The sequence below is a fragment of the Paraburkholderia sp. MM5477-R1 genome (assembly GCF_050436385.1).
GTDB classification, from domain to species: domain Bacteria; phylum Pseudomonadota; class Gammaproteobacteria; order Burkholderiales; family Burkholderiaceae; genus Paraburkholderia; species Paraburkholderia tuberum.
On the sequence record NZ_JBNDMC010000007.1, the window covers coordinates 365268 to 391303 of the forward strand.

The window sequence follows — 26036 nt, forward strand, 5'->3', positions numbered from 1 at the left end:
CACCAGTGCCTAGGCAATCGCTATCGACTTGATTGCGCACAAAAAATCCCTATTTGTTACAAACACTTGGAACCCTTCAAGTAGAATATCGTCCTATCCCGCTGTATGCTTTCACTTTCATGACACGCGCGCCGCGTGTGCTTCGTATCTCTCGTTCTGCAGGTAACTTACCTTGTTGAATTCTTTGCTCGATTTCCTTGCCCACGGGCTGCTGCGTTTCTCGTGGTGGCAACTCGTCGTGTACACGCTGATCGTGACGCACATCACGATTATCGGTGTGACCGTCTATCTGCATCGCTGCCAAGCGCATCGCGCGCTGGATCTGCACCCGATCGCCAGTCATTTTTTCCGCTTCTGGCTGTGGATGACCACCGGCATGCTGACCGGCCAGTGGGCCGCGATTCACCGCAAGCACCACGCGAAGTGCGAGACCGAAGAGGATCCGCACAGCCCGCAGACGCGCGGCATCTGGAAGGTGCTGCTCGAAGGCGCCGAGCTCTATCGCACCGAAGCGAAAAACGAAGAAACGATGCGCAAGTTCAGTCACGGTACGCCGAACGACTGGATGGAGCGCAACGTCTACACGAAGTACCCGATTCTTGGCGTGAGCCTCATGATGGTGATCAACGTCGCGCTGTTCGGCGTCGTCGGCCTGACCATCTGGGCCGTGCAGATGGTGTGGATCCCTTTCTGGGCCGCGGGCGTGGTCAACGGCCTCGCGCACTTCTGGGGCTATCGCAACTTCAATTCGTCGGATGCGAGCACCAACATTTTCCCGTGGGGCATCATCATCGGTGGCGAAGAGCTGCATAACAATCACCACACGTATGCGACGTCGGCGAAGCTGTCGAACAAGTGGTACGAGTTCGACATTGGCTGGATGTACATCCGCATCATGCAGGCGTTTCGTCTGGCCAAAGTGAAGAAGGTCGCACCGACGCCGCGCCTGACCACTGGCAAGCTCGTGCTCGATCAGGACACGCTGCAGGCCGTGCTCGCGAACCGCTACGAAGTGATGGCGCGTTACGCGAAAGCGATCAAGCGCGCATACCGCCAGGAGCTCGCGCATCTGAAGGAAGTTGGCGCGCGCGAAAAGTATCAGGTGATGCGTGGTGCGCGTAGCTGGTTCCACAAGGAAGAGGCGGGCCTGAACGAGCCGCAGAAGCTCCAGCTGCCGCAGATTTTCGCGAACAGCCAGAAGCTGAAGACCTACATCGACATGCGCAACGAACTGGCGGCAATGTGGGAGCGCTCCAACGCGTCGCGCGAGCAATTGCTGGTGCAATTGCAGGACTGGTGCCATCGCGCAGAGCAGAGCGGTATCAAGGCGCTGCAAGACTTCGCGATGCGACTGCGTCGCTATGCCTGAAATCCATTAAAATTTCAGGACGTCACAAAACCCCGCGTTGGCGGGGTTTTGCGTTTTCGGGCCGTGGAAATGCATTGCGCGTGTAGCGCGATCGGCAAGCCGCGGCGGCCAGGTGAGGGCAGAGGAGATGATGGAGCAGCAGGCGATCAGGACCGTCGAATTCGATCGGCCACAGGCGCAGGGCACGACCTGCGGGATCGGGCAGGCGTGGGCGAAGGTGCCCGAGACGCCGTCGGCGGAAGAAAAGCGGGCGCTGAAGGCGCGCATTCGCGAATTACTCAAGCGCGAGAAAGCGGTGCTGGTCGCGCACTATTATGTCGACGCCGAATTGCAGGAACTCGCCGACGAAACCGGCGGTTGCGTGGCCGATTCGCTGGAAATGGCGCGCTTCGGCCGCGATCACGAGGCGCAGACGCTGGTGGTCGCGGGCGTGCGCTTCATGGGCGAGACCGCAAAAATCCTCAGTCCAGACAAGCATATTCTGATGCCGGATCTGGATGCGACCTGTTCGCTCGACCTCGGTTGTCCGGTCGACGAGTTCTCGGCGTTCTCCGACGCACACCCGGACCGCACGGTGGTCGTGTACGCGAACACGAGCGCGGCCGTGAAGGCGCGCGCGGACTGGATGGTGACGTCGTCGATCGGGTTGGAGATCGTCGCCGATCTGCATGCGCGCGGCGAGAAGATCATCTGGGCGCCGGACCGTCATCTCGGCAGCTACATCCAGGGCAAGACCGGCGCGGACATGCTGATGTGGCAGGGCTCGTGCCTCGTGCACGACGAATTCAAGAGCATCGAACTCGATCTGCTGCGCGCCGATTATCCGCACGCGAAGGTGCTCGTGCATCCGGAGTCGCCGGCCAACGTGATCGCCCAGGCGGACGTGGTCGGCTCGACCACGCAGTTGATCGACGCCGCGCGGAAGCTCGACGCGACGCACTTCATCGTCGCGACCGACCTCGGCATCCTGCACAAGATGCAACTCGCCGCGCCCGGCAAGACGCTGATTGCCGCGCCGACGGCCGGCAACAGCGCGACCTGCAAGAGCTGCGCGCATTGCCCGTGGATGGCGATGAACGGACTCGCCAATCTGGCCGATGTGCTCGAGCGCGGCCACAACGAAATCTTCGTCGAGCGTGGGATCGGCGAGCGTGCGCGTCTACCTATCGATCGCATGCTCGATTTCGCGGCGCGTCACAAGAAGCGCGTGCAGGCGAGCGGCGATCTCGCGCGCGACGCGCAACTGTATTCGAATGTGGGGGCAGCGTAATGAAGGTGGTGGAGAGGGCGCCTGAGCAGGTAGTGGCGCGCGAAGGGGCCGACGCAGTGTCGCCGCTTTTCGCGGCGATTCACGCGCAATATGGCGTGGCGTTCGACGCGGCGCTCGCACGCAATGTCGCCGATGCACTCGCCGAAGATATCGGCACCGGCGATCAGACCGGCCGCCTCGCGCCTGCCGATGACGTTCGCGACGCGCGCATCATCGTGCGCGAGGAAGCGGTACTGTGCGGCGTGCCGTGGTTCGACGCGGTGATGCGCGCGGTCGATCCTCGCATCGTAGTTCAATGGCGTTATCGCGAGGGCGACCGCATGAGCGCCGACACGACGGTCTGCGATCTTCGCGGGCCGGTGCGCGCGCTGCTGACCGCCGAGCGCAACGCGGTGAATTTCCTGCAGCTGCTGTCGGGCGTGGCGAGCGCGACGCGCCGCTATGTCGACGCGATTGCTCACACGCACGCGCGCGTTCTCGATACGCGCAAGACGCTCCCGGGCTTGCGGCTCGCGCAGAAGTACGCGGTGCGCATCGGCGGCGGTGCGAACCAGCGGCTCGCGCTGTACGACGGCATTCTGATCAAGGAAAACCATATCGCCGCGGCCGGCGGCGTGGGCGCGGCGATGGACGCGGCGCTCGCGTTGAATGCGGGCGTGCCGATCCAGATCGAAGTCGAAACGCTCGAACAACTGGAAACTGCGCTCGCGCATGGCGCGCAGTCGATCCTGCTCGACAACTTCTCGTTCGACATGATGCGCGACGCGGTTCGCATCACGGCCGGGCGCGCGGTGCTCGAAGTGTCCGGCGGCGTGAATTTCGAGACCGTGCGCACGATCGCGGAGACTGGCGTGGACCGCGTGTCGATTGGCGCACTGACCAAAGACGTGCGCGCGACCGACTACTCGATGCGGATCGTTTGAGCGCCGCGCCTTTTAGCGCGACAGTCGACGCTCGTGACGACTTAACAAGGCCATTGCCGGAGCTTACCGGCAATGGCCTTGTCGTTTGTGGCGTCGTTTCAGCGTGTATTTCGGCCCAAGGCTGTCAGGTATTCGGCCTGCGTACATACTTCGGCGTGAGCACCGTCGGTAGCGCCTTGGGTAATGTGGACGCCCAGTCGCGGCTGAAATGCAGGCCGCGGCTTTCGCGCCGCGAGCGCGCGCTGTCCACGATCAGCGACGCCACATCGACCAGATTGCGCAGTTCCAGCAGATCGCGGCTTACCTTGAAGTTCGCGTAGTACTCGTGGATCTCGTCGCGCAGCAACGCGAGCCGATGCTTCGCGCGCTCGAGTCGCTTGTCGGTGCGCACGATACCGACGTAGTTCCACATCAGCCGGCGCAGTTCGTCCCAGTTGTGCGCGACCACGACCTCCTCGTCCGGATCGGACACGCGGCTTTCGTCCCAGGCCGGCAGCGGCGCGTGAACGGCGACAGCGAAGCCTTCTGCTTCGATCGCCTTGGCGGCGGAGCGGCCGATCACGAGGCATTCGAGCAGCGAATTGCTGGCAAGTCGGTTCGCGCCGTGCAGGCCGGTGCAGGACGTTTCGCCGACCGCGTAGAGACCCGCGAGATCGGTGCGGCCCGCCAGATCGGTGACGACGCCGCCGCACGTGTAATGCGCGGCCGGTACCACTGGAATCGGCTCTTTCGTGATGTCGATGCCGAACTCGAGGCAGCGCGCCAGGATCGTCGGGAAATGCTCGTGCAGGAACGCGGCCGGCTGGTGGCTGATGTCGAGGTACACGCAATCGATGCCGCGTTTCTTGATCTCGAAGTCGATCGCCCGCGCGACGATGTCGCGCGGCGCAAGCTCCGCGCGCTCGTCGTGATTGGGCATGAAGCGCGTGCCATCCGGCAGTTTCAGAATGCCGCCTTCGCCGCGCACTGCTTCCGAAATCAGGAACGACTTCGCGTACGGGTGAAACAGGCACGTCGGGTGGAACTGGATGAATTCCATGTTCGACACGCGGCAGCCGGCGCGCCATGCCATCGCGATGCCGTCGCCGGTCGCGGTGTCGGGGTTGGTCGTGTACAGGTAGACCTTGCCGGCGCCGCCGGTCGCGAGCACCGTATGCGGCGCTTCGATCGTAACGGTGCGGCCGCTTTGCAGATCGAGCGCATACAGACCATGGCAGCGGCGGCCGGGCAGGCCGAGGCGTTCGGACGTGATCAGGTCGATTGCGTGATGGTCTTCGAACAGCGTGATGTTCGGATGCTGGCGCACCTGCTCGCTGAGCGTGGCGACGACCGCATGGCCCGTCGCGTCGGCCGCGTGAATGATCCGGCGATGGCTATGGCCGCCTTCGCGCGTCAAATGAAAGCCCAGTTCGGCGGCCTCGTCTTTCGTGAACGGCACGCCCTGTCCGATCAGCCATTCGATCGCGGCGCGCCCATGCTCGACGATAAAGCGTGTCGCCGCCTCGTCGCACAGGCCGCCGCCTGCGGTCAGCGTATCGCGCACGTGATTCTCGACGCTGTCCGCCGAATCGAGCACCGCGGCGATGCCGCCTTGCGCCCAGTCGCTCGCGCCTTCGGTCAGCGATCGCTTGGCGATCACAGCAACGCGCCGTGTCTGCGCGAGATTGAGCGCGACGCTCAAACCAGCCAGACCGCTACCGACAATCGCCACATCGAATTCCATTGCCCACATCTCCGTCTTTCGTTTTGCGATGACGGCGCGCGAACCGCACGCCGCGAAAACGACAAAGGATACGCGCCGCATCGCCCTGGCGAAAGCTGGCCAAACGGAATAGGACGATTCGCGCGCGCCTTGCGGAGCGATCGCGAGGTCCGCGCAAAAACAAAAAAGCCTCGCACGAATGCGAGGCTTTTCATGTTTTTGCCTTCGTCAGGCTGGAGAGCCAAGATTACTTGATCTTGGTTTCCTTGTAGTCAACGTGCTTGCGGATGACCGGATCAAATTTCTTGATCAGCATCTTTTCCGGCATGTTGCGTTTGTTCTTCGTGGTCGTGTAGAAGTGACCCGTGCCTGCGGTCGATTCCAGCTTGATCTTGTCGCGTGCGCCTTTCGCCATGATTTACTCCTTAGGCTTCATCGCGTGCGCGCAAATCTGCGAGCACAGCGTCGATACCGTTCTTGTCGATCAGGCGCAGGCCGGCGTTCGAAACGCGCAGACGCACCCAACGGTTTTCGCTTTCCACCCAGATACGGCGGTTTTGCAGGTTCGGCAGGAACCGGCGCTTGGTCTTGTTGTTCGCGTGGGAAACGTTGTTGCCGCTCATCGGCGCTTTCCCAGTTACTTGGCATACGCGTGCCATGAGAGCACTCCTAATACGCTAATTCTGAGTTCGAACGCCGTGAAAGTTTCCCGAAAAGAGCCGCGCTGAAAGTGTGCGAAGTTGCGCCGAATTTGCATCGAGACACTTCGCTACCACAGCTGCCTGACCTTTGCGGAACGCCTTGATGGCTTCGGAACAGGGGGTTGGAAATAGGCAAACCGGAATTCTAGCAGAAAAAAAGCCGCCAAATCAAACCTTATTTGCGATGCGGGACGCTGCGCCGTACGGCGGCCATTCCGCTTCCCGCGCTCGAGCGGGCTTGCGCGCGAGCCCCGGCCAGCCGGCGCGGGCGAACGAATATACGGTGTCCGCGCCGATCACCAGATGATCGATCAACTGCACATCGACGAGCGCGAGCGCGTCGCGCAGGGTCTGCGTGAGGCGGCAGTCGCTGGCACTCGGCTCGACGGCGCCGGACGGATGATTATGCGCGACGATCAGGCTGGCCGCGTTCGCGGCGAGCGCCCGCCGCACGATCTCGCGCGGATACACGGCCATGCGCGTGAGCGAGCCGCGCGCGCTTTCCTCGCAGCGGATCAGCCGATGCCGGGCGTCGAGAAACAGCGACACGAACACCTCCTGCGGCTGTCCGCCGATCAGAAGGCGCAGATAACTTTCGACCGCTTCGGGCGAATTCATTAGCGGGCGCTTGCGCATCTTGTCGACCAGCGAGCGACGCGCCATTTCCATGATCGCGAGTAATTGCGCTCTTTTCGCGGGGCCGATGCCGCGAATGCCGTCGAAGTCCGCATAAGTCGCGTCGAGCATCGCGCGCAGGGAGCCGAAGCGATCCAGCAGCGCCCGCGCGACGCTGAACACGTCGTGACCGGGCAGGCCGGAGCCGAGCACGAGCGCGATCATTTCGGTGTCCGACAGCACGTCGGGGCCCTGCTCGATCAGTCGCTCGCGCGGCATGTCGCGCCGGAGCCATTTACCCCGAAACAGTTGCTGCCGGCAGCGGGCGGTGGAGTCGGCGGCTTCTGACGGGGCCTCGGCCGACCGATTCGCGGGGGCTTTCACGCCGCCTCCGGCGCGTGCCGGCGCCTTCGGTCGTCGCAGAGTTGCCGCAGGTGTTTCGTCGATTGTGCTGGCGAAATCAGCCATATATATAGAGTCCTCCGCGTAAGGTTGACGGCGCACGCGGCGCAATGCGCCGCCGGGCCGTGCCGCCCTCGCGCGCGACGGACTCAAGCCGGCGCCCGCTAGGTGGCTTACAATAGACACTTTGCGCACGGCACGCCGACGGTTTGCCACACGCGTCGACTGCCCCGCGGCGCACGCGTGCAGCGCTTCGACTGAGCGAGCATTGCATGAGCATCATCGATATTTCCGAGGTGAAACCCGGTTCACACGTCACGCTGCATTACCGGCTTTCCCTTGCCGATGGCGCCGAAGTGATCAACACGTTCAACGACAAGCCGGCCACGCTGCTGCTCGGCGCCGGTCAACTGGCGCCGCCGCTGGAAGATATTTTGCTGGGTTTGAAGGTGGGCCGCCATTCGACCTTTCAGCTAGCGCCGGGCCAGGCGTTCGGCCCGCGCAATCCGGATCTGATCCAGCGCGTGTCCCTCGCCACGCTGCGGGAGAACAGCATGATCGGCGAGGATTTTTCCCCGGGTGACCTGGTCGAATTCAACGCGCCGGGCGGCGGGCGCTATGCCGGCGTACTGAAGGAAGTTGGCGAAACGTCGGCCCTATTCGATTTCAATCACCCGCTTGCCGGCCAGGCGCTGGCGTTTGAAGTGAAAATCATCGGGATTCTGTAAACATGAGCATCACGGATACGACTCTTGCCGAAGCGGAGATCCTGCTGGCCCAGCCACGCGGGTTCTGCGCCGGCGTCGACCGGGCGATCGAGATCGTCGAGCGGGCCATCAAGCTGTATGGCTCGCCGATCTACGTGCGTCACGAAATCGTCCATAACGCCTATGTGGTCGAAGATCTGCGCAAGAAGGGAGCGATCTTCATCGAGAACCTGGACGAAGTGCCGGCGGGCAACACGGTGATCTTCAGCGCGCATGGCGTGTCGAAGGCCGTGCGCTCGGAGGCGGAGTCGCGCGGGCTGCGGGTGTACGACGCCACTTGTCCGCTCGTGACCAAGGTGCATATCGAAGTCGCGAAGATGCGCCAGGACGGTTTCGACATCGTGATGATCGGCCACAAGGGCCACCCGGAAGTCGAAGGCACGATGGGCCAGGCGGCCGAGGGCATGCATCTGGTCGAGGACATCGAGGATGTGCAGGCATTGCAGCTCGCCGATCCGGAGCGGATCGCCTTCGTCACGCAAACCACGCTGTCGGTCGACGACGCCGCCGAAATCATCGGCGCGCTGAAGGCCAGGTACCCGTCCATCCGTGAGCCGAAGAAGCAGGACATCTGCTACGCCACGCAGAATCGCCAGGACGCAGTGAAGTTCATGGCGCCGCAGTGCGACGTCGTGATCGTCGTCGGCAGTCCGAACAGCTCGAATTCGAACCGCTTGCGCGAGCTCGCCGAGAAGCTCGGCGTGCCAGCCTATATGGTCGATTCGCCCGATCAGATCGATCCGGTTTGGGTCGAGGGCAAGCGCCGCATTGGCGTGACCGCCGGTGCGTCGGCGCCGGAGGTGCTGGCGCAGGCGGTGATCGCGCGTTTGCGCGAACTGGGTGTGCGCAACGTGCGCGCGCTCGAGGGCATTGAGGAAAACATCGCGTTTCCGCTGCCACGCGGGCTCGGTCTGCCAGCCTGACAATCCGTTAGCTACACTGAAAGGAAAGCGCGCCCGTGGGCGCGCTTTTTTTATGCCCGTGCCCGACGAACCTCTGATTAAATTAAGTGCCACATCGAATGACCGGTCAACTTTCGGGGGTCTCGCGCACAAATTATTTTGAATTGTGATCGGGGCTTTTATCGATTTTGGCGCGATGCGTCCCCGTTTTAAGCTCCCCAAAGCCTTAAGACAGATTGATCATGCACTGAATTGGTGCAATTTACCGAGCGCGCACTAAATGGTCATACCCGACGCAAAGCCCGGCCTATCCGGGATTCGCGCAGATCGCCCGCAACACTTGATGCCAGCGGGTTCGGCGCCGGTGCAACTGGTGCACGAAAACGGATCGCAACCAGGTTGCGCCTTTTAACGGATTTTGCTCTCAAAATCAGGTTGCAATGCAGGAAAACCCCACCGGTTCAACAATATTGCCACCCGCATAATTGGAGTTACAATGCGCGCGTTCTCAAGGCCTTGAGGTCCTGGACAGTGGATTTCGCAAGGCGCAGGAGACCTTACTTGATGCGAGTCAAATTTGCTTACGCCGTGTCCATCGCGGCCACGGTTGCGATGCTGACCGCGTGCGGCAAGAAACAGGATGGCGAAGCGGGAACGGGCGCATCGGCGGCCTCGGCCGCGGCGGTTGCCGCCGCGAGCGAAGCGACTATCGTGAAGATCGGTCATGCGGCTCCGTTGACGGGCGGCATCGCGCACCTGGGCAAGGACAACGAAAATGGGGCGCGCCTCGCGGTCGAAGAAATCAATGCGCAGGGTTTGACGATCGACGGTCGCAAGATCCAGCTGCAACTCGACGCGCAGGACGATGCGGCGGACCCGAAAACCGGCACCGCCGTCGCGCAGAAGCTGGTCGACGATCACGTGGTCGCGGTGATCGGACACCTGAACTCCGGGGTCTCGATTCCGGCGTCGAAGATCTATAGCGACGCGAGCATCGTCGAGATCTCGCCGTCGTCGACGAATCCGGCCTATACGCAGCAAGGGTTCAAGACGACCTATCGGGTGGTCGCGACCGACGCGCAGCAGGGTCCGGCGCTCGCCAATTACGCGACGAAGGCGCTGGGCGCCAAACGCATCGCGGTCGTGGACGATGCGACCGCCTACGGCAAAGGTCTCGCGGACGAGTTCACGAAGACCGCCGAGGCGAGCGGCGCGAAGATCGTCGCGCGGGAGGCGACGAGCGACAAGGCCACGGACTTCCGGGCCATTCTCACGAAGATCAAGAGTGTTCAGCCGGACGCCATCATGTTCGGCGGCATGGACGCGACGGGCGGGCCGTTTACGAAGCAGGCGGCGGCGCTCGGTATCAGGGCAAAAATCCTTGGCGGCGACGGTGTGTGTACCGACAAGGTAGGTGAGCTGGCGGGTACCGCCGTGCAAAACCTGGTCTGTTCGGAAGCAGGACTCGCGCTTTCGAAAATGACCAATGGAGCGGACTTCGAAAAGAAGTACGAGGACCGCTTCCACACGCCGGTGCAGATTTACGCGCCGTTCACGTATGACGCTGTGTACGTGATCGTCGATGCAATGAAGCGCGCTAATTCTATCGAGGCGCCCAAGGTGCTGGCTGCGATGCCTTCGACCGATTACAACGGGGTAATCGGCCACATCGCGTTCGACGACAAGGGTGATTTGAAAGAGGGCGCCATTACGCTTTACGACTTCAAGGACGGCAAGAAAGCAGTGCTCGACGTCGTAAAGATGTGATGACGGGAAGTTCGGCCTGACGGCACCGACACCATCCAACGGTGCCGTTTTTGCATCCGCCCAAGGTGAGCTCGCGACCGCATCACGGTCGTCAGGGCAAGCCGGCAACGGATAACCCTTACCGGTCTTTTACATCAGTACCCGCAGTGCCGTTGAGATTCGTAGCGCATCACCGCCCACCGGCAGATGAAAAACGCGAATCCAGTCGCACGGGCTAAGGAGCATTAAATGGATATCTTCATCCAGCAGATCATCAATGGACTGGTACTTGGCAGTGTCTACGCCATCATCGCACTGGGCTATACGATGGTTTACGGCATTCTGGGCATCATCAACTTCGCCCACGGCGACGTGTTGATGGTGGGCGCGATGGTTGCGCTCTCCGCCATAGGTGTGCTGCAGAACCACTTCCCGGGCCTCGGCAATGTGCTGACGCTCGTGATCGCGTTGATCATCGCGGCGGCGGTCTGCGCGGTGGTCGGCTACACGATCGAGCGGGTCGCCTACCGGCCGTTGCGGCGTGCGCCGCGCCTCGCGCCGCTGATCACCGCGATCGGTGTATCGATTCTGCTGCAGACGCTCGCGATGATGATCTGGTCGCGCAATCCGCTGCCGTTCCCGCAGTTGTTGCCCACCGACCCGCTCAACGTGATCAAGGCCACCGACACGACGCCCGGCGCCGTGATCTCGATGACTGAAATCGTGATCATCGTGGCGGCGTTCCTCGTGATGGGCGGCCTCCTGCTGCTCGTGCACAAGACCAGGCTCGGCCGTGCGATGCGCGCGATCGCCGAGAACCCGAACGTCGCGAGTCTGATGGGTGTGAACCCGAACTTCGTGATTTCGGCGACCTTCATGATCGGCTCGGCGCTGGCTGCGCTCGCCGGCGTGATGATCGCGTCCGAATACGGCAACGCGCACTTCTACATGGGCTTCATCCCTGGCCTGAAGGCCTTTACCGCGGCGGTGCTCGGCGGTATCGGCAATCTCGGCGGCGCGATGGTCGGCGGCGTGCTCCTCGGCCTGATCGAGCAGTTGGGTGCCGGCTATATCGGCGACCTCACGGGCGGCGTGTTCGGCAGTAACTACCAGGACGTGTTCGCGTTCATCGTGCTGATCGTCGTGCTGGTGTTCCGTCCGTCGGGTCTGCTCGGCGAACGTGTCGCGGATCGCGCCTGATCCCGGGCCACAAGGAGTCAACAATCATGACCTCAATTCAACCGATCGAGCCGTCCACGACGCTCATCCCCGAAAAGAACCGCACGAAGACGCTGACTATCGGTATTCTCACGGCGATCTTCGTGATCGCCGCGCCGATGGTCATCGGCGCCGCGGGCGGCAACTACTGGGTCCGCGTGCTCGACTTCGCGATGCTGTACGTGATGCTCGCGCTGGGCCTGAACGTGGTGGTCGGCTTTGCCGGCCTGCTGGACCTGGGCTACATCGCGTTCTACGCGATCGGCGCCTACACGGCCGCGCTGCTGAGCTCACCGCACCTCGCGACGCAATTCGAGTGGATCGCGCATCTCGCGCCGAACGGCATCCACGTGCCGATCTGGATCATCGCGCCGATCGCGATGGCGCTCGCCGCGATGTTCGGGATTCTGCTCGGTGCGCCGACACTGCGTCTGCGTGGCGACTACCTCGCGATCGTGACCCTCGGCTTCGGGGAAATCGTGCGGATCTTCATGAACAACCTCGACCGTCCGGTGAACATCACCAACGGCCCGAAGGGGATCACCGGGATCGATCCGGTGTCCGTCGGCGGCTTCAGCCTCGCGCAGACACACTCGCTGTTCGGCATGCAGTTTCCGTCGGTGTACCTGTACTACTACCTGTTCGTGCTGTGCGCGCTGTTCGTGATCTGGACCTGTACACGTCTGCAGCATTCGCGGATCGGCCGCGCGTGGGCCGCGATCCGCGAAGACGAAATCGCCGCCAAGGCGATGGGCATCAATACCCGTAACGTGAAGCTGCTTGCGTTCGCGATGGGCGCGTCGTTCGGCGGCCTGTCGGGCGCCATGTTCGGCTCGTTCCAGGGTTTCGTGTCGCCGGAATCGTTCACGTTCTGGGAATCGGTCGTGGTGCTCGCCTGCGTGGTGCTCGGCGGCATGGGCCACATTCCGGGCGTGATCCTCGGCGCGGTGCTGCTCGCGGTGTTCCCCGAGTTCCTGCGCTCGACGATGGGTCCGCTGCAGAACATGATCTTCGGCCATGAAATCGTCGATACCGAAGTGATCCGTCAGTTGCTGTACGGCCTCGCGATGGTCGTGATCATGCTGTACCGCTCGGAAGGCCTGTGGCCCGCGCCGAAGCACGAAGACAGGATTGCGAAGCTGGCGAAGCGTGGCGGCAAGAAGCCGGTGCGCGCATAAGGTCCGGTGGAGAAAAAGACATGAGCGATAACGTAAGCAACAACGCGACGACCCGGCTGTCGGTGAAGGGCGTCAACAAGCGCTTCGGCGGCCTTCAGGCGCTTTCCGAGGTCGGCCTGCAGATCCGCGCGGGCGAGATCTACGGCCTGATCGGCCCGAACGGCGCCGGCAAGACCACCTTCTTCAATGTGATCACGGGTCTGTACACGCCGGATTCAGGCGAGTTCAAGCTCGACGGCGAGAGCTACACGCCGACCGCGGTCTATCAGGTCGCGAAGGCGGGCATTGCGCGCACGTTCCAGAACATCCGTCTGTTCGGCGGCATGACCGCGCTCGAAAACGTGATGGTCGGCCGTCATGTGCGCACGAAGCACGGTCTGCTCGGCGCGGTGTTCCAGACGCCGGCCGAACGCCAGGAAGAGCGCGAGATCAAGGAGCGCGCGCTCGAACTGCTCGACTACGTCGGCATTACGCAGTACGCGGACTATACGTCGCGCAACCTGTCGTATGGCCACCAGCGGCGGCTCGAAATCGCGCGTGCGCTGGCGACCGATCCGAAGCTGCTCGCGCTCGACGAACCGGCGGCCGGCATGAACGCCACCGAGAAGGTCGAGCTGACCAGGCTGCTCGACAAGATCCGTGCGGACGGCAAGACGATTCTGCTGATCGAACACGACGTGAAGCTCGTGATGGGTCTGTGCAATCAGATGACGGTGCTCGACTACGGCAAGGTGATTGCGCAAGGTCTGCCGCAGGACGTGCAGAAGGATGCGAAGGTGATCGAAGCTTATCTGGGTGCGGGGGTCCACTGATGTCCACGACGCAAGCAATGTTGAAAATCAAGGGCCTGCAGGTCAACTACGGTGGCATCCAGGCGGTCAAGGGTGTCGACCTCGAGGTCGGGCAGGGCGAACTCGTCACGCTGATCGGCGCGAACGGCGCGGGCAAAACCACGACGATGAAGGCGATCACCGGCCTGAAGGCGTATGCGGCCGGCGACATCGAGTACATGGGTCAGTCGATCAAGGGCCTGCCCGCGCATGAGCTTCTGAAGCGCGGTCTCGCGATGGTGCCGGAAGGGCGCGGCATTTTCGCGCGCATGTCGATCGTCGAGAACATGCAGATGGGTGCGTATCTGCGCAATGATACCGACGCCATCAAGTCGGACGTCGAGCGCATGTTCGGCTTCTTTCCGCGTCTGAAGGAGCGTGCATCGCAATACGCGGGCACGCTGTCGGGCGGCGAGCAGCAGATGCTCGCGATGGCACGCGCGATCATCTCGCGGCCCAAACTGCTGCTGCTCGACGAACCGTCGATGGGTCTGTCGCCGATCATGGTCGAGAAGATCTTCGAAGTGGTGCGCCTGATTTCCTCTGAAGGCATGACCGTGCTGCTCGTCGAGCAGAACGCGCGGCTCGCGCTGCAGGCGGCGAATCGCGGCTACGTGATGGACTCCGGTTTGATCACGATGTCGGGCGATGCGAAGCAGATGCTCGACGATCCGAAGGTTCGGGCCGCCTATCTGGGTGAATGAGTGGGTGAATGAGTGGGTGAATAGTTGGACGTATGCCCTTTGCGCATACGTCCGGCTTGCAACGCGCCCCGCGATGCAATGTCGCGGGGCGCGTTTTATTTTTCTGGTTGGGACGTGAATTAAGGGAGTCGCCCGATAACCGAACTGATTTCGTCTTTTGTGAACGCACGCAGCGTTTGCGAGCGGACATTGCCGGCCGAGCCGAGTGCGAAGCCGAAGGCGAGGAAGCTCTGCTCGTCTGCCGCTTCGACGACCGAGACAACGTCGTATGCCCCTAACGTCCAGTAGATCTGCTTCATCTCGCAGCCAAAAGATTTCGCCATTTCCGCCGCCTGCCCGGCTCGCTCTGCACTGTTCTTGATCGTTCGGATACCCTGATCCGTAAATTGCAGGAGCACCACATAAGTCGCCATGAAGATTCCCCTTAGGATTCCAACGCGTTGGGACTCAGACGCATGAGCCGCCCCCGGGGGGAAGGGTCGCGATTCGCCGCAAACCTGTCTTTCCAGCGCCGGCGTCGTCTCGTGCGTAAACGATTTTAGGCAATCCGACTGCTCGCCATCTGCTATTTGTCCGAATCCGCCGATATGTGCGCTGCTCGCGGGAGAACCATTGAAAAAGCCGCATGCGTCAAGCAACGCATGCGGCTTTCTTTAATCAGGCGTACGACGCGAATCAACTGGCCGGGGCCGCGTCGGCGTATTGGCCGAGCCGCTTGCCGAGGCTGATCACCGCATCGGCGCGATACCCGAGCGCATCGTAGAACGCCCGTATTTCAGCCGTTGCCGACGACAGTACCTGCAGGTTCAGCTTGGGACAACCAAGCTTCGTCAACTCGCTCTCGACGTGCGCGACGAGCCGCGTGCCGATGCCATGACGTCGCAGCGATGCGTCGACCGCGAGCGAATACAACCAGCCGCGGTGTCCATCATAGCCGCCCATTACGGTGCCGACGATGCGTCCATCGAGCACCGCGACGAAGAACAGCTCCGGTTGCGTCGCGAGCTTGTTGGCGATCGACAGACGCGGGTCGCGCTGCGGTCGCGTCACGTCGCGATGCTCGGGAAACACGTCCTGCCATAGCGCAATCACGGCTTCGGTATCGGTCGCGTCGAAGCGGCGGATCGACAGCGTCGTGTTCGTCGTCATTGGTGCGCTCCGTGGTTGATTACAGCGAGTCGAGAACCGAGCGCAGCATCGCCAGCATCTGGTCGATTTCTGCGGTCGTCACGTTAAGCGCCGGCATGAAGCGCAGCAGGTTCGGACGCGCGGCGTTCAGCAGCACGCCGTCGGGTTGCATGTCGCGCGCCTTCTCGACAATCTGGTTGCCGATGTCCTTGCCGAGCAGCAGCGCGCGCAGCAGACCCTCGCCGCGCTCGCCCTTGAAGCCGCGCTCCTCGGACAGCTCGAGCAGCTTCGTGCGCAGATATTCGCCGCGCGAGCGCACGCCTTCGAGGAAGCCCGGCGCCGTCAGCTGCGAGATCACCGAGTAGCCGACCGCGGTCATCAGCGGATTGCCGTTGTAGGTGCCGCCCTGATCGCCCGCTTCGAACACGGCGATTTCCGCCTTCGACAGCAGCGCCGCGAGCGGCACGCCGCCGCCGATGCCTTTGCCGAGCGTCATGATGTCCGGCTCGATGCCCGACAGCTGATACGCGAACAGCGTGCCGGCGCGACCACAGCCGCTTTGCACTTCGTCGACGATCAGCAAGATGTTGTGTTGTTTCGTCAGCTCGCGCAGTTGCTGCATGAATTCGCGGGTTGCGGGGATCACGCCGCCTTCGCCCTGGATCGGCTCGAGCATCACCGCGACGGTCTTTGCGTTGATCAGCTTTTCCACCGACGCGATGTCGTTCAGGTCCGCCTTCGGGAAGCCCGGCACCTGCGGCGCGTAGATCGTGTCCCAGCCCGGCTTGCCGCTGGCCGACATCGTCGCGAGCGTGCGGCCGTGGAAGCTGTGGTCGAACGTGATGATCTCGAACGCGCTGTCCTTGAACTTCCTGCCCCACTTGCGCGCGAGCTTGATCGCGCCTTCGTTCGCCTCGGCGCCGCTATTCGCGAAGAACACCTTGTCGAAGCAACTGTGCTGCGTGAGCAGGCTCGCGAGCTTCGCCATCGGCTCGTTGTAGAACGCCGGCGACGGGTTGATCAGCAGCTTGGCCTGCTGGTTCAGCGCTTCGATCATGCCGTCGTTGCAGTGGCCGAGGCTATTGACCGCCCAGCCCTGAATGAAATCCAGGTAGCGCTTGCCGTTGTTGTCGTAAATCCACGAGCCTTTGCCGTGCGTGAAAACGATTTCAGGTCGGTTCGTGATGTACATCAGCGAATCGATTGGATACTCATTGAAATTCATGACGGCAGGCTCCAGGCAAAAGGGTAAGAGCAGGGTGAAGAAACGGTGACGATTTGGCCAATAAGAACGGCGGCCGGAAAAACAGAAAAGCCACGGCATGCCGTGGCTTTCATGATTCGAACAGCTTGCGCCCAGGTTTTGTGTGGCGCGAGTCCGTGACGAAGCCAGCGGCGTCCCTAAGGGAGCGGCGAGCGGCGACGTCGGAATTCGGACTGGATGCGGTTCATGCGCGAAAGAATACGATAAGAAAAGCGCTGGTGTAAACCATGAATTTGCACTGGCGCTGCATCGGGGGGAATTTGCCGCCGTGCAATCAGACCGCGTTTGCGAGATCGGCCGCGCTGGTGAACGAGTCCGCGTAGAACTCGTCTTCCGGCAACTGGTGATGCTGCGTGAAGTCGCGCAACGCCGATTCGACCATCACCGGCGCGCCGCATGCATACACCTGGTAGGCCGACAGATCGGGCAGATCCTCGATCACCGCCCGATGCACGAAGCCCGTGCGGCCCGTCCATGCGTCGCCCGCATCGGGCTCGGAGAGCACCGGCACGAACTTGAAGTTCGGAATCTCGCGCGCCCATTGCTCGGCGAGTTCGAGCAGATACAGGTCTTTCTTGCGGCGCGCGCCCCAGTAGAGCGTCATGGGGCGCGTCATGCTCTTGAACACCGCATGCTCGACGATCGCCTTCAGCGGCGCGAAGCCGGTGCCCGACGCGAGCAGCACGATCGGCTTGTCCGAGTCTTCGCGCAGGAAGAACGTGCCGAGCGGCGCTTCGAAGCGCAGGATGTCGCGCTCCTTCATCGTGTTGAACACATGGTCGGTGAACGCACCGCCGGGCATGTGGCGGATGTGCAGCTCGACCGGGCCTTCGGCGTGCGGCGCGCTCGCCATCGAATAGCTGCGGCGCTTGCCGTCCTTCAGGATGAATTCGAGGTACTGGCCGGCCAGATATTGCAGACGTTCGTTGGCGGGCAGTTGCAGCTTCACGACGATCACGTCGTCGGCCTTGCGCTCGATCGCGTTCACGCGGCACGGCAGCTTCTTGACCTGCACATCGCCGACGCCGGCCACTTCGCGGATGTCGACTTCGAGATCGGAGCACGCGCTCGCGCAGCACAGGAGCGCCATGCCGCGCGTCTTTTCGTCGTTCGACAGCGCCGACGACGAGTGCGCGCGCTGTTCGACCTCGCCGCTCACGACCGTGCCTTTGCACGAACCGCACGCGCCGTTCTTGCAGCCGTACGGCAGGCCGATGCCTTGACGCAGCGCTGCGGAGAGCACCGGTTCGTCCTGTTCTACCTGAAACTGCCGGCCGGTTTGCCGGAGCGTGACGTTAAATGCCATAAAGTGTTCGGAATCGAAAATTCGGAATCGTAATCGGACCCGCCGGATCAACCGCGCGGTACCTGTTGCGTGTGACCGCTACAATGCGCCCACCATGAAAGCGACACGAAACTTCCGCCGGCCGCGCGTGCTGATCGTAGGATGCGGCGACGTCGGCATGCGCTGCGTGCCCCTGTTGGGGCCGCGCGCGCGTATCTTCGCGTTGACGAGCCATGCCGCGCGCTGCGATGAGTTGCGCGCCGCGGGCGTGATGCCGCTCGTCGGCGATCTCGACGCGCGCGACAGCCTCAAACGGCTCGCGCGCCTCGCGCCGACGGTGCTGCATCTCGCGCCGCCGCAGAAGTCCGGCGACGACGATCGACGCACTCGCGCGCTGCTTGCGACGTTAGGTGCCGCGGGCCGCATGAACGCTTGCGCGGCGAGGTCGTCCGTCGCGCCGATCGCGCGGTTGCGCCGGGCGCGCGCTTCAGGTCTGGACGCTGAAACACCCGATATTGTACCCGACGGGGTGCGCCGGACCGGCGCTTCGCGCGCACCGGTGCGCATCGTTTACGCGAGCACGACGGGCGTCTATGGCGATTGCGGCGGCGCGTGGATCGACGAAACGTGCGCGCCGCGGCCCGCGAATGCGCGCGCCAAACGTCGCGTGTCGGCCGAGCGGCAGTTGCGGCGCGCGACGGCGCGCGGCAGCGTCGCCACGAGCATCGCGCGGATCCCGGGCATCTATGCGCGCAACCGTCTGCCGCTCGCGCGGCTCGAAAGAGGCACGCCGGCGCTCGTCGATGCCGACGACGTCTACACGAATCACATCCACGCCGACGACCTCGCCGCGATCCTCGTGCGTCTCGCCACGCATGGCCGGCCCGCGCGCGCACTGCACGCGTCCGACGATTCGTCGCTGAAAATGGGGGAGTATTTCGACGCGGTCGCCGATGCGTTCGGGCTCGCGCGCCCGCCGCGCATCACGAGAGAGCAGGCGGAGCAGCAGATCGATCCGCTGCTGCTGTCGTTCATGCGCGAGTCGCGCCGGCTCGTGAACCGGCGTCTGAAGGAGGAATTGCGGGTACGTCTGCGCTATCCGAGCGTCGAGGATTTTTTGCGCGAGGCGAACGGGAAACGCGGCTAGGCCGGCAGCAGAAACAAAATATCGCCTCGCGAGGGCGGAGTTGCCCCGCAAAGCGTATCCGCCGCACTGCATCAATGCGCCGCGCAAAACGAGCTGCGCGGTCCAATCGGCATCAGGTCAGCGCAGGCAGCACTTCCAGCAACAGGAAGCACAGCATGCCGCCGATCAATGCGCCGATCAGATTCGGATGGTACTTGTGCCGCAGCCGCATGATGACCAGCAATCCGCCGACCAGCAGCAGCGCAAGGCAGATAAACGCGATCATCGCGTGTGAAAACGCCATCGTGCCGTCGATTTGCATGGCGCCCCTCCTTGAAACCTTTGTAGTCGTTTGTTTAGACGAGTATAGGGCGACATGTAAGCAACGGCATGCTGCAACGCAACGGCCTATGTTCGGTGCACCGCAATGCGCGCGGGCTTTCTCCGGCGCATCAAGGGCTTAGGCGGGCCCTCATTGCGGCTAGTCGTTTACCCGGCCCGCAGCGCGGCAAGACCCGCTGCGTCGAGCCATTGCCATGCGCCGGGCGCGAGCGCCGTGGGAAGCGCGAGCCCACCGATCCGTTCGCGATGCAGCGCCTCGCAGCGGTTGCCCGAGGCCGCGATCATCCGCTTGACTTGGTGGTATTTGCCTTCGAGCACGGTGAGCGCGAGCGTGTGAGTGTCGCGCGCCTGGGCGTCGAGTGCGGCGCTCGCTTTCGTTTCGCCGTGCAGCAGCACGCCGTCGCGCAGCACGGCGAGCTGCGCGTCGTCGAGCGGATGGCGCGTGGTCGCGACGTAGAGCTTCGGCACCTTGCGTTTCGGCGACGTGAACTGATGCACGAACTTGCCGTCGTCGGAGAGCAGCAGGAGGCCCGTGGTGTCCTGATCGAGACGGCCGACACACTGCACGCCGCGCTCGGCGAACTGCGGCGGCAGCAGGCTGAATACGCTCAGATGATGCTGCGGATCGCGCGAGCATTCGTAGCCGATGGGCTTGTTCAGCAGCAGATACGCGTGCTCGCGATACGGCCATTCGACGCCGTCGACGCTAAAACGCAACGCGCCGCCATCAACAGCGAAATCGGCGTCGGCATCGGTGCAAATCGCACCGTCGACGCTGACGCGGCCGTCGCCGATCAGCGCACGGCATTGGCGGCGCGAACCGAAACCTTGAGTAAAGAGAATGCTTTCGAGATTCATGGCGAGCGAAGAATAACACCGCAAGAACCGGAGCGCCCCGCAGGCCCTGAGCGCCGACGATGAATGCCTCACGTCAAACCTCGGGAGTGCATCGATGTCCGCCACGTCTTCCCCTTCGTCGTCTTCGCCGTCCGATGCGCAACGTCTGCCCCGCGCATTCCAGCGCCTCGCCTGGTCGAACCTGTGCGCGCAATCGGCGGAGCAGATCAGCCTCGCCGCCGCACCGCTCGTCGCGGTGTTCGCGCTCGGCGCCGACGCGCGCGATACCGGTCTGCTGCAAACCGCGCAGACGCTGCCGTTCCTGTTGCTGTCGATGCCGCTCGGCGTCTGGGCCGACCGCCGCTCGCGCCGCGTGCTGATGACGCTCGCCGAGAGCGTGCGGGTCTGCGCGATGCTGTGCGTGCTGCTGCTGGTGCTCACGCATGCGCTGAACCTGCCGCTGCTCGCCGCGCTCGGCTTCGTCGCCGCGACGGGTACGGTCGCCTACAACGTTGCGGCGCCGTCGCTGGTGCCGTCGATCGTGCCGCGCGACGCCTATGCGAGCGCGAACGGCCGGCTCGAACTCGCCCGCAGCGTCGCGTATTCGGCGGGGCCGGCGCTGGGCGGCGTGCTGGTCGGCTGGATCGGCGCGGGTTGGGCGTATGGCGGCGCGGCGGTGTTGTCGGCGTTCGCGGTCGCGTTGCTGGCGGGATTGCGCGAGCCGCCGCGCGCGGCCGCGCCGCGGCGGCACTTCATGCTGGAGCTGCGCGACGGCACGCGCTTCGTGCTGCGCGATCCGTTGCTGCTGCCGATGCTGCTGACCGCCGTGTTCTTCAATCTCGGCTTCTTCATCCTGCAGGCGATCTATGTGCCTTACGCGGTGCATCGGCTGGGGCTCAATGCCTCGGCGGTCGGCGTGACGCTCGGCGCGTATGGGGTCGGCATGGTCTGCGGCGCGCTCGCCGCGCCCGCGGTCGCGCGGCGTCTCGCATTCGGCCGTCTGCTGATCGTCGGACCGTCGTGCGGGCTGCTCGCGTCGCTCGTGATGGTGGCGACGCTGATCGTCCCATCGTTCTGGCTCGCGCTCGCGAGCTTCTTCCTGCTCGGCGCGGGACCAATCCTGTGGGTCGTCGGCTCGACCACGCTGCGTCAGGCGATCACGCCCGAACGGATGATCGGCCGCGTGTCCGCGCTGATCAGCACCGCCACCTACGGCGCGCGGCCGGTGGGCGCGCTGCTCGGCGCCGCGCTCAGCGCGCGCTGGAGCATCGACGTGTGTCTGGTCGCGGCGTCGCTCGCGTTCGTCGTGCAGGCGCTGATCATCGTGATGTCGCCGGCGGCGCGGCTGCTGGGCATTCCCGAACAGAGCGCGGCGGCGTGCTGAGCGGCGGAGCGCGGCACGCGGTGAAGCCACCCATCGCCCCGATGAAAATGGATTTTCATCGGGGTGCGGCATGGCGTGGATGCCGAACTCCGTTGTCTGAATACCTTCGGTCGGTGAAAACCCTCGAAATAATGAAAATGAATTTTTTCGGCGCGTGTTTCATGTAAATATAATTTCATCCAGTTCACATAGAACAACCGCGCCTGTCCGCCCGCATGATCCATCACCCGTCCGCCGTGTCGAACTCCGCCGAGCAGGCCATTGCCGCGCGCATCACCGCCGCGATGCCGACGCTCACGCCAATCCACCAGCGCATGGGCGAGTACGTGCTGGCCCATCTGTTCCGCGCGGCGACGATGCGTATCGACGAGCTCGCGAGCGTGGTCGGCGCGTCGGTCGCGAGCGCGAATCGCTTTGCGCGCGCGCTCGGCTTCGACGGTTATCCGCAGTTTCGCGAGGCGCTCGTGCGTGGCTTCGAGGCGACGCTCGCGCCGGTCGAGCGGCTGCGCAGCGCGCAGGAAACGCTCGCGGCCGGTGACGATCTGATCGACGCGTCGCTCGAGCAGGCCGCCAACAATCTGCACGCAACGCGTACGTCGATCGATCGCGCGACTGCCGACGCCGCCGTCGACGCGATCATCGCCGCGCGTCGCGTATTCGTGATCGGCTTCGGCGCCAGCGCGTTTCTCGCGAGCCTGATGGAGCACGGACTGCTGCCGTATCACGACAACGTGCATTCGCTGGCGCTGAGCGGCGGGCCGTCGCATGCGGCGCGGCACCTCGTGGGTTCGGGCCCGGGCGATCTCGTGATCGGCATCGCGTTTCCGCGCTATGTCGAGGACACGATCGAGCTCGCGCGCCGCGCCTCCGAACGCGGCGCACGCGTGCTCGCGCTCACCGACGGTCCGCGCTCGCCGCTCGTGCGGTTCGCGGACCTGTCGCTGTATGTCCGCACCGACCGGCGTCTCGCGTCGAATGCCGATTCGGCCGTGCTCGCGGTCATCGAGGCGTTGTGCGACGCGGTCGCGTATCGCGCGCAACGCTCGGTCAAGGCGGCCGCCGAGGTCAGCGAGTTCGTGCTGCCGTGGCTGTTCGATCCGCAGTCGGGCGCGGCCGGCGCCGCGCAGGAGCCGGCGCGCGCCCTGAGCAAAGCCGCGCGCGCGAGGGCTGCAAGGCTAAGACACAGCGACGGCGCAAAGGCCGACAGTATCCAAGCCAGAAGCACGAAAGCCAGGGATGCCGAAGCAAAAGCCATCACAGCACCCCGCACTCCCCGAACCACCCGCACTCCACGATCCAAACGATGAACTCCAACGCAGTCATTGCCATTCACGGCGGGGCAGGGACGATCCTGCGCACGTCGATGTCGGCCAGCGCCGAAACCGGATATCACGCGGCGCTCAACGCGGTGCTGAGCGCTGGCCAGCGCGTGCTCGCCGACGGCGGCAGCGCACTCGACGCGGTCAGCGAAGCGGTGCGGCTGCTCGAAGACTGCGCGCTCTTCAATGCGGGCCACGGCGCGGTCTACACGGCGGCCGGCACGCACGAGCTCGACGCCGCGATCATGGACGGCCGCACGCTCGACGCGGGCGCGATCTGTTGCGTGAAGCGCGTGCGCAATCCGATTCTCGCCGCGCGCCGCGTGCTCGAGCGCAGCGACCACGTGCTGTTCACCGGTGACGGCGCGGAAGCGTTCGCGGCCGCGCAGGGGCTCGAGTTCGTCGACAACAGCTACTTCGACACCGACGCGCGCTATCGCCAATGGCAACTGGCGCGTAAGCAGCAGCGTCCGATGCTCGATCACGACGCCGCGACGCTCGCGTCCACGGCTTCGAGCAGCGACGACCCGACGCCGCACGAGCCGATCGATCCGAATCGCAAGTTCGGCACCGTCGGCGCAGTCGCGCTCGACCGCCACGGGCATCTCGCCGCGGCGACCTCGACGGGCGGCGTGACCAACAAGCAGGTGGGCCGCGTCGGCGATACGCCGCTGATCGGCGCGGGCTGCTACGCGGACGACGCGACCTGCGCGGTATCGACCACCGGCTCCGGCGAAATGTTCATGCGCATGGTCGCCGCCTACGACGTGGCCGCGCAGATGGCCTATCGCCAGGTCTCGCTCGAAGAAGCCGCGCACGAAGTCGTGATGAACCGCTTGCCGAAGATCGACGGACGCGGCGGCCTCGTCGCCGTCGACGCGCGGGGCAATGTCACGCTGCCGTTCAATACCGAGGGTATGTACCGCGGTTTCGCGCGGCTCGGCGAAGCGCCGGTGACGGCGATCTATCGCTAGCCGCTGGCGCGTGTCGCCACCTGCCTGAGACCCCGTTAGCCGTGTTCGAATTCAAAGCAAAGGAACCACCGTGCCGACTTCCTCGCACACCGCCAGCCCGCTTATCGAGACCCTGCCGCCGCAGCGCGTGCTCGCGGTCGACGATCTGACGGTCGCGTTCCGCCGCGGCGACTCGACCTTCAACGCGGTGCGCAATCTGTCGTTCACGGTCGAGCGCGGCGAGACGCTCGCGATCGTCGGCGAATCGGGCTCGGGCAAGTCGGTCACGTCGCTGGCGCTGATGCGGCTGATCGAGCATGGCGGCGGCCGTCTTGCCGGCGGCAGCATCGCATTCCGGCGGCGCGACGGCAGCGTGCTCGATCTCGCGAAGGCGTCGTCCGGCACGATGCGCACGGTGCGCGGCGCCGACATCGCGATGATCTTCCAGGAGCCGATGACCTCGCTCAATCCGGTCTTCACGGTCGGCGATCAGATCAGCGAGGCGATCGCGCTGCACCAGGGCAAGAGCCGCGAGGCCGCGCGCGCCGAAACCTTGCGTCTGCTCGAGATCGTGCGGATTCCCGAGGCAAGGCGCGTCGCGGCGCGTTACCCGCATCAGCTGTCGGGCGGCATGCGCCAGCGCGTGATGATCGCGATGGCGTTGTCGTGCAAGCCCGCGCTGCTGATCGCCGATGAACCGACCACCGCGCTCGACGTGACGATCCAGGCGCAGATCCTGCAACTGATTCGCGGCTTGCAGGACGAGATGAACATGGGCGTGATCTTCATCACGCACGACATGGGCGTGGTCGCCGAAGTGGCCGACCGCGTGCTCGTGATGTATCGCGGCGAGAAGGTCGAGGAGGGTGCGTCGGACGCGCTGTTCGCCGCGCCGTCGCATCCGTACACGAAGGCGCTGCTCGCGGCGGTGCCGCGGCTCGGCTCGATGCACGGCACCGATCAGCCCGCGCGCTTTCCGATCCTGAGCGTCGAGCAGGCCGGCGCGAACGGCGCCGATGCGGCGGTGCAGCCGGCGGCGGCTGTCGCCGAAGAAGCGCAGCCGCTGGTGCGCGACGACACGCCGCCAATCCTGCGCGTGCGCGATCTGGTCACGCGCTTTCCGGTCCGTAGCGGCCTGTTCGGCCGTATGACGGGCCGTGTGCATGCGGTCGAAAAAGTCAGCTTCGATCTGCGGCCCGGCGAAACGCTCGCGCTGGTCGGCGAGTCGGGCTGCGGCAAGTCGACCACGGGCCGCTCGCTGCTGAGACTCGTCGAAAGTCAGAGTGGCTCGATCGAATTCGCTGGCAAGGAAATCAGCTCGCTGACCGGGCCCGCGTTGCAGGCGCTGCGCCGCGATATCCAGTTTATTTTCCAGGACCCGTTCGCGTCGTTGAATCCGCGCTTGACCGTCGGCTTCTCGATCATGGAGCCGCTGCTCGTGCATGGCGTCGCGCAGGGTGGACAAGCGCAGGCGCGCGTCGCATGGCTGCTCGAGAAAGTCGGTTTGCCGGCCGAGGCCGCGCGCCGCTATCCGCATGAGTTTTCGGGCGGGCAGCGTCAGCGTATCGCGATTGCTCGCGCGCTCGCGCTGAATCCGAAGGTCGTGATCGCCGACGAATCGGTGTCCGCGCTCGACGTCTCCGTGCAGGCGCAGATCGTCAATCTGATGCTCGACCTGCAGCGCGAGCTCGGCGTCGCGTATCTGTTCATTTCGCACGACATGGCGGTGGTCGAGCGGGTCAGCCATCGCGTCGCGGTGATGTATCTCGGCCAGATCGTCGAGATCGGTCCGCGTCGCGCGGTGTTCGAGGCGCCGCAGCATCCGTACACGAAGAAGCTGATGAGCGCGGTGCCGGTCGCCGATCCCGCGCGCCGTCACGCGAAACGCATGCTCGCCGCCGACGATATTCCGAGCCCGATCCGCGCGCTGCACGACGAGCCGGTCGTCGCGCCGCTCGTCGCGGTGGGACCGGATCATTTCGTCGCGCAGCATCGCGTCGGCGGCGCTTATTGAGCGAAGCGCCGCATCGCATTGAAGCGGAAGACCTGCAGCGCGAGACCCGAGGCATCA

The 26036-nt window shown here is 64.1% G+C and carries 25 protein-coding genes; 15 read left to right on the top strand and 10 right to left on the bottom strand.

What is annotated here, in order from left to right; all coding sequences use genetic code 11:
- Positions 1 to 172: 172 nt before the first annotated feature.
- The 3 genes from OKW35_RS30500 to nadC all read left to right on the top strand — a co-directional run bounded on the left by OKW35_RS30500 (position 173) and on the right by nadC (position 3562).
- Entirely contained in the window at positions 173 to 1369 is a 1197-nt protein-coding gene (locus OKW35_RS30500) for a DesA family fatty acid desaturase (protein WP_090801568.1), read from the top strand.
- Between the two features lie 130 nt (positions 1370 to 1499).
- Positions 1500 to 2639 (top strand): quinolinate synthase NadA, encoded by a 1140-nt coding sequence (nadA, locus tag OKW35_RS30505; protein ID WP_429555103.1) that lies wholly within the window; start codon positions 1500 to 1502, stop codon positions 2637 to 2639.
- Positions 2639 to 3562 carry a carboxylating nicotinate-nucleotide diphosphorylase gene (gene nadC, locus OKW35_RS30510; protein ID WP_429554003.1) on the top strand — a complete coding sequence of 308 codons (924 nt, stop codon included), beginning with the start codon at positions 2639 to 2641 and terminating at the stop codon, positions 3560 to 3562. The genes nadA and nadC overlap by 1 nt, the downstream gene beginning before the upstream one ends.
- Positions 3563 to 3686: 124 nt before the next feature.
- Here the strand turns inward: nadC and nadB are convergent, their stop codons facing one another.
- The 4 genes from nadB to radC all read right to left on the bottom strand — a co-directional run bounded on the left by nadB (position 3687) and on the right by radC (position 7048).
- Positions 3687 to 5285, bottom strand: coding sequence for an L-aspartate oxidase (nadB, locus tag OKW35_RS30515; RefSeq protein WP_429554004.1), 1599 nt, complete (start codon positions 5283 to 5285; stop codon positions 3687 to 3689).
- Positions 5286 to 5511: 226 nt separating this feature from the next.
- Positions 5512 to 5679, bottom strand: coding sequence for a 50S ribosomal protein L33 (gene rpmG / locus OKW35_RS30520; RefSeq protein ID WP_008919555.1), 168 nt, complete (start codon positions 5677 to 5679; stop codon positions 5512 to 5514).
- Between the two features lie 10 nt (positions 5680 to 5689).
- Positions 5690 to 5923: a 50S ribosomal protein L28 gene (rpmB, locus tag OKW35_RS30525; RefSeq protein WP_429554005.1), complete on the bottom strand. Its 234-nt coding sequence runs from the start codon at positions 5921 to 5923 to the stop codon at positions 5690 to 5692.
- Positions 5924 to 6133: 210 nt separating this feature from the next.
- The gene (gene radC, locus OKW35_RS30530) at positions 6134 to 7048 is read right to left on the bottom strand and encodes a RadC family protein (RefSeq protein WP_429554006.1); all 915 of its coding nucleotides are present in this window, start codon (positions 7046 to 7048) and stop codon (positions 6134 to 6136) included.
- Between the two features lie 206 nt (positions 7049 to 7254).
- On the opposite strand from radC, the gene OKW35_RS30535 reads away from it, so the two are divergent.
- The 7 genes from OKW35_RS30535 (at position 7255) to OKW35_RS30565 (ending at position 14327) form a co-directional block, all read left to right on the top strand.
- Positions 7255 to 7710 carry an FKBP-type peptidyl-prolyl cis-trans isomerase gene (locus OKW35_RS30535; RefSeq protein WP_090801560.1) on the top strand — a complete coding sequence of 152 codons (456 nt, stop codon included), beginning with the start codon at positions 7255 to 7257 and terminating at the stop codon, positions 7708 to 7710.
- 2 nt (positions 7711 to 7712) lie between these two features.
- Positions 7713 to 8672, top strand: coding sequence for a 4-hydroxy-3-methylbut-2-enyl diphosphate reductase (ispH, locus tag OKW35_RS30540; RefSeq protein WP_018421578.1), 960 nt, complete (start codon positions 7713 to 7715; stop codon positions 8670 to 8672).
- Positions 8673 to 9215: 543 nt separating this feature from the next.
- On the top strand, positions 9216 to 10418 hold the full coding sequence (locus OKW35_RS30545) for a branched-chain amino acid ABC transporter substrate-binding protein (protein WP_184058165.1): 1203 nt from the start codon (positions 9216 to 9218) through the stop codon (positions 10416 to 10418).
- 228 nt (positions 10419 to 10646) lie between these two features.
- Positions 10647 to 11597: a branched-chain amino acid ABC transporter permease gene (locus OKW35_RS30550; RefSeq protein ID WP_184051600.1), complete on the top strand. Its 951-nt coding sequence runs from the start codon at positions 10647 to 10649 to the stop codon at positions 11595 to 11597.
- A gap of 26 nt (positions 11598 to 11623) precedes the next feature.
- A complete protein-coding gene (locus tag OKW35_RS30555; RefSeq protein ID WP_429404670.1) occupies positions 11624 to 12793 on the top strand; it encodes an ABC transporter permease subunit in 1170 nt (389 codons plus the stop codon).
- 20 nt (positions 12794 to 12813) lie between these two features.
- On the top strand, positions 12814 to 13605 hold the full coding sequence (locus OKW35_RS30560; protein ID WP_184023151.1) for an ABC transporter ATP-binding protein: 792 nt from the start codon (positions 12814 to 12816) through the stop codon (positions 13603 to 13605).
- A 17-nt stretch (positions 13606 to 13622) separates the two neighbouring features.
- A complete protein-coding gene (locus tag OKW35_RS30565) occupies positions 13623 to 14327 on the top strand; it encodes an ABC transporter ATP-binding protein (protein WP_409259243.1) in 705 nt (234 codons plus the stop codon).
- Between the two features lie 119 nt (positions 14328 to 14446).
- Here the strand turns inward: OKW35_RS30565 and OKW35_RS30570 are convergent, their stop codons facing one another.
- The 4 genes from OKW35_RS30570 to OKW35_RS30585 all read right to left on the bottom strand — a co-directional run bounded on the left by OKW35_RS30570 (position 14447) and on the right by OKW35_RS30585 (position 18025).
- A complete protein-coding gene (locus tag OKW35_RS30570) occupies positions 14447 to 14740 on the bottom strand; it encodes a GYD domain-containing protein (protein ID WP_018421572.1) in 294 nt (97 codons plus the stop codon).
- Between the two features lie 262 nt (positions 14741 to 15002).
- Entirely contained in the window at positions 15003 to 15476 is a 474-nt protein-coding gene (locus tag OKW35_RS30575; RefSeq protein ID WP_429554007.1) for a GNAT family acetyltransferase, read from the bottom strand.
- Positions 15477 to 15495: 19 nt separating this feature from the next.
- Positions 15496 to 16680, bottom strand: coding sequence for an acetylornithine transaminase (locus OKW35_RS30580; protein WP_429490024.1), 1185 nt, complete (start codon positions 16678 to 16680; stop codon positions 15496 to 15498).
- A 313-nt stretch (positions 16681 to 16993) separates the two neighbouring features.
- A complete protein-coding gene (locus OKW35_RS30585) occupies positions 16994 to 18025 on the bottom strand; it encodes a CDP-6-deoxy-delta-3,4-glucoseen reductase (RefSeq protein WP_429554008.1) in 1032 nt (343 codons plus the stop codon).
- 94 nt (positions 18026 to 18119) lie between these two features.
- On the opposite strand from OKW35_RS30585, the gene OKW35_RS30590 reads away from it, so the two are divergent.
- Positions 18120 to 19151, top strand: a complete 1032-nt coding sequence (locus OKW35_RS30590; RefSeq protein WP_429554009.1) for an NAD-dependent epimerase/dehydratase family protein — start codon at positions 18120 to 18122, stop codon at positions 19149 to 19151.
- 112 nt (positions 19152 to 19263) lie between these two features.
- Here the strand turns inward: OKW35_RS30590 and OKW35_RS30595 are convergent, their stop codons facing one another.
- Both OKW35_RS30595 and OKW35_RS30600 read right to left on the bottom strand, forming a co-directional pair.
- Positions 19264 to 19452: a hypothetical protein gene (locus OKW35_RS30595; RefSeq protein WP_429554010.1), complete on the bottom strand. Its 189-nt coding sequence runs from the start codon at positions 19450 to 19452 to the stop codon at positions 19264 to 19266.
- A gap of 167 nt (positions 19453 to 19619) precedes the next feature.
- Complete coding sequence (locus tag OKW35_RS30600) at positions 19620 to 20330, bottom strand: pseudouridine synthase (RefSeq protein ID WP_429554011.1); 711 nt, start codon at positions 20328 to 20330, stop codon at positions 19620 to 19622.
- Positions 20331 to 20424: 94 nt separating this feature from the next.
- On the opposite strand from OKW35_RS30600, the gene OKW35_RS30605 reads away from it, so the two are divergent.
- The 4 genes from OKW35_RS30605 to OKW35_RS30620 all read left to right on the top strand — a co-directional run bounded on the left by OKW35_RS30605 (position 20425) and on the right by OKW35_RS30620 (position 25979).
- Entirely contained in the window at positions 20425 to 21693 is a 1269-nt protein-coding gene (locus tag OKW35_RS30605; protein WP_429554012.1) for an MFS transporter, read from the top strand.
- A gap of 215 nt (positions 21694 to 21908) precedes the next feature.
- Positions 21909 to 23000, top strand: a complete 1092-nt coding sequence (locus OKW35_RS30610; protein ID WP_429554013.1) for a MurR/RpiR family transcriptional regulator — start codon at positions 21909 to 21911, stop codon at positions 22998 to 23000.
- Complete coding sequence (locus OKW35_RS30615) at positions 22997 to 23986, top strand: isoaspartyl peptidase/L-asparaginase family protein (RefSeq protein WP_429554014.1); 990 nt, start codon at positions 22997 to 22999, stop codon at positions 23984 to 23986. Before OKW35_RS30610 ends, OKW35_RS30615 begins: the two co-directional genes overlap by 4 nt.
- 70 nt (positions 23987 to 24056) lie before the next feature.
- Complete coding sequence (locus OKW35_RS30620; RefSeq protein ID WP_429554015.1) at positions 24057 to 25979, top strand: dipeptide ABC transporter ATP-binding protein; 1923 nt, start codon at positions 24057 to 24059, stop codon at positions 25977 to 25979.
- Positions 25980 to 26036 lie beyond the last annotated feature (57 nt).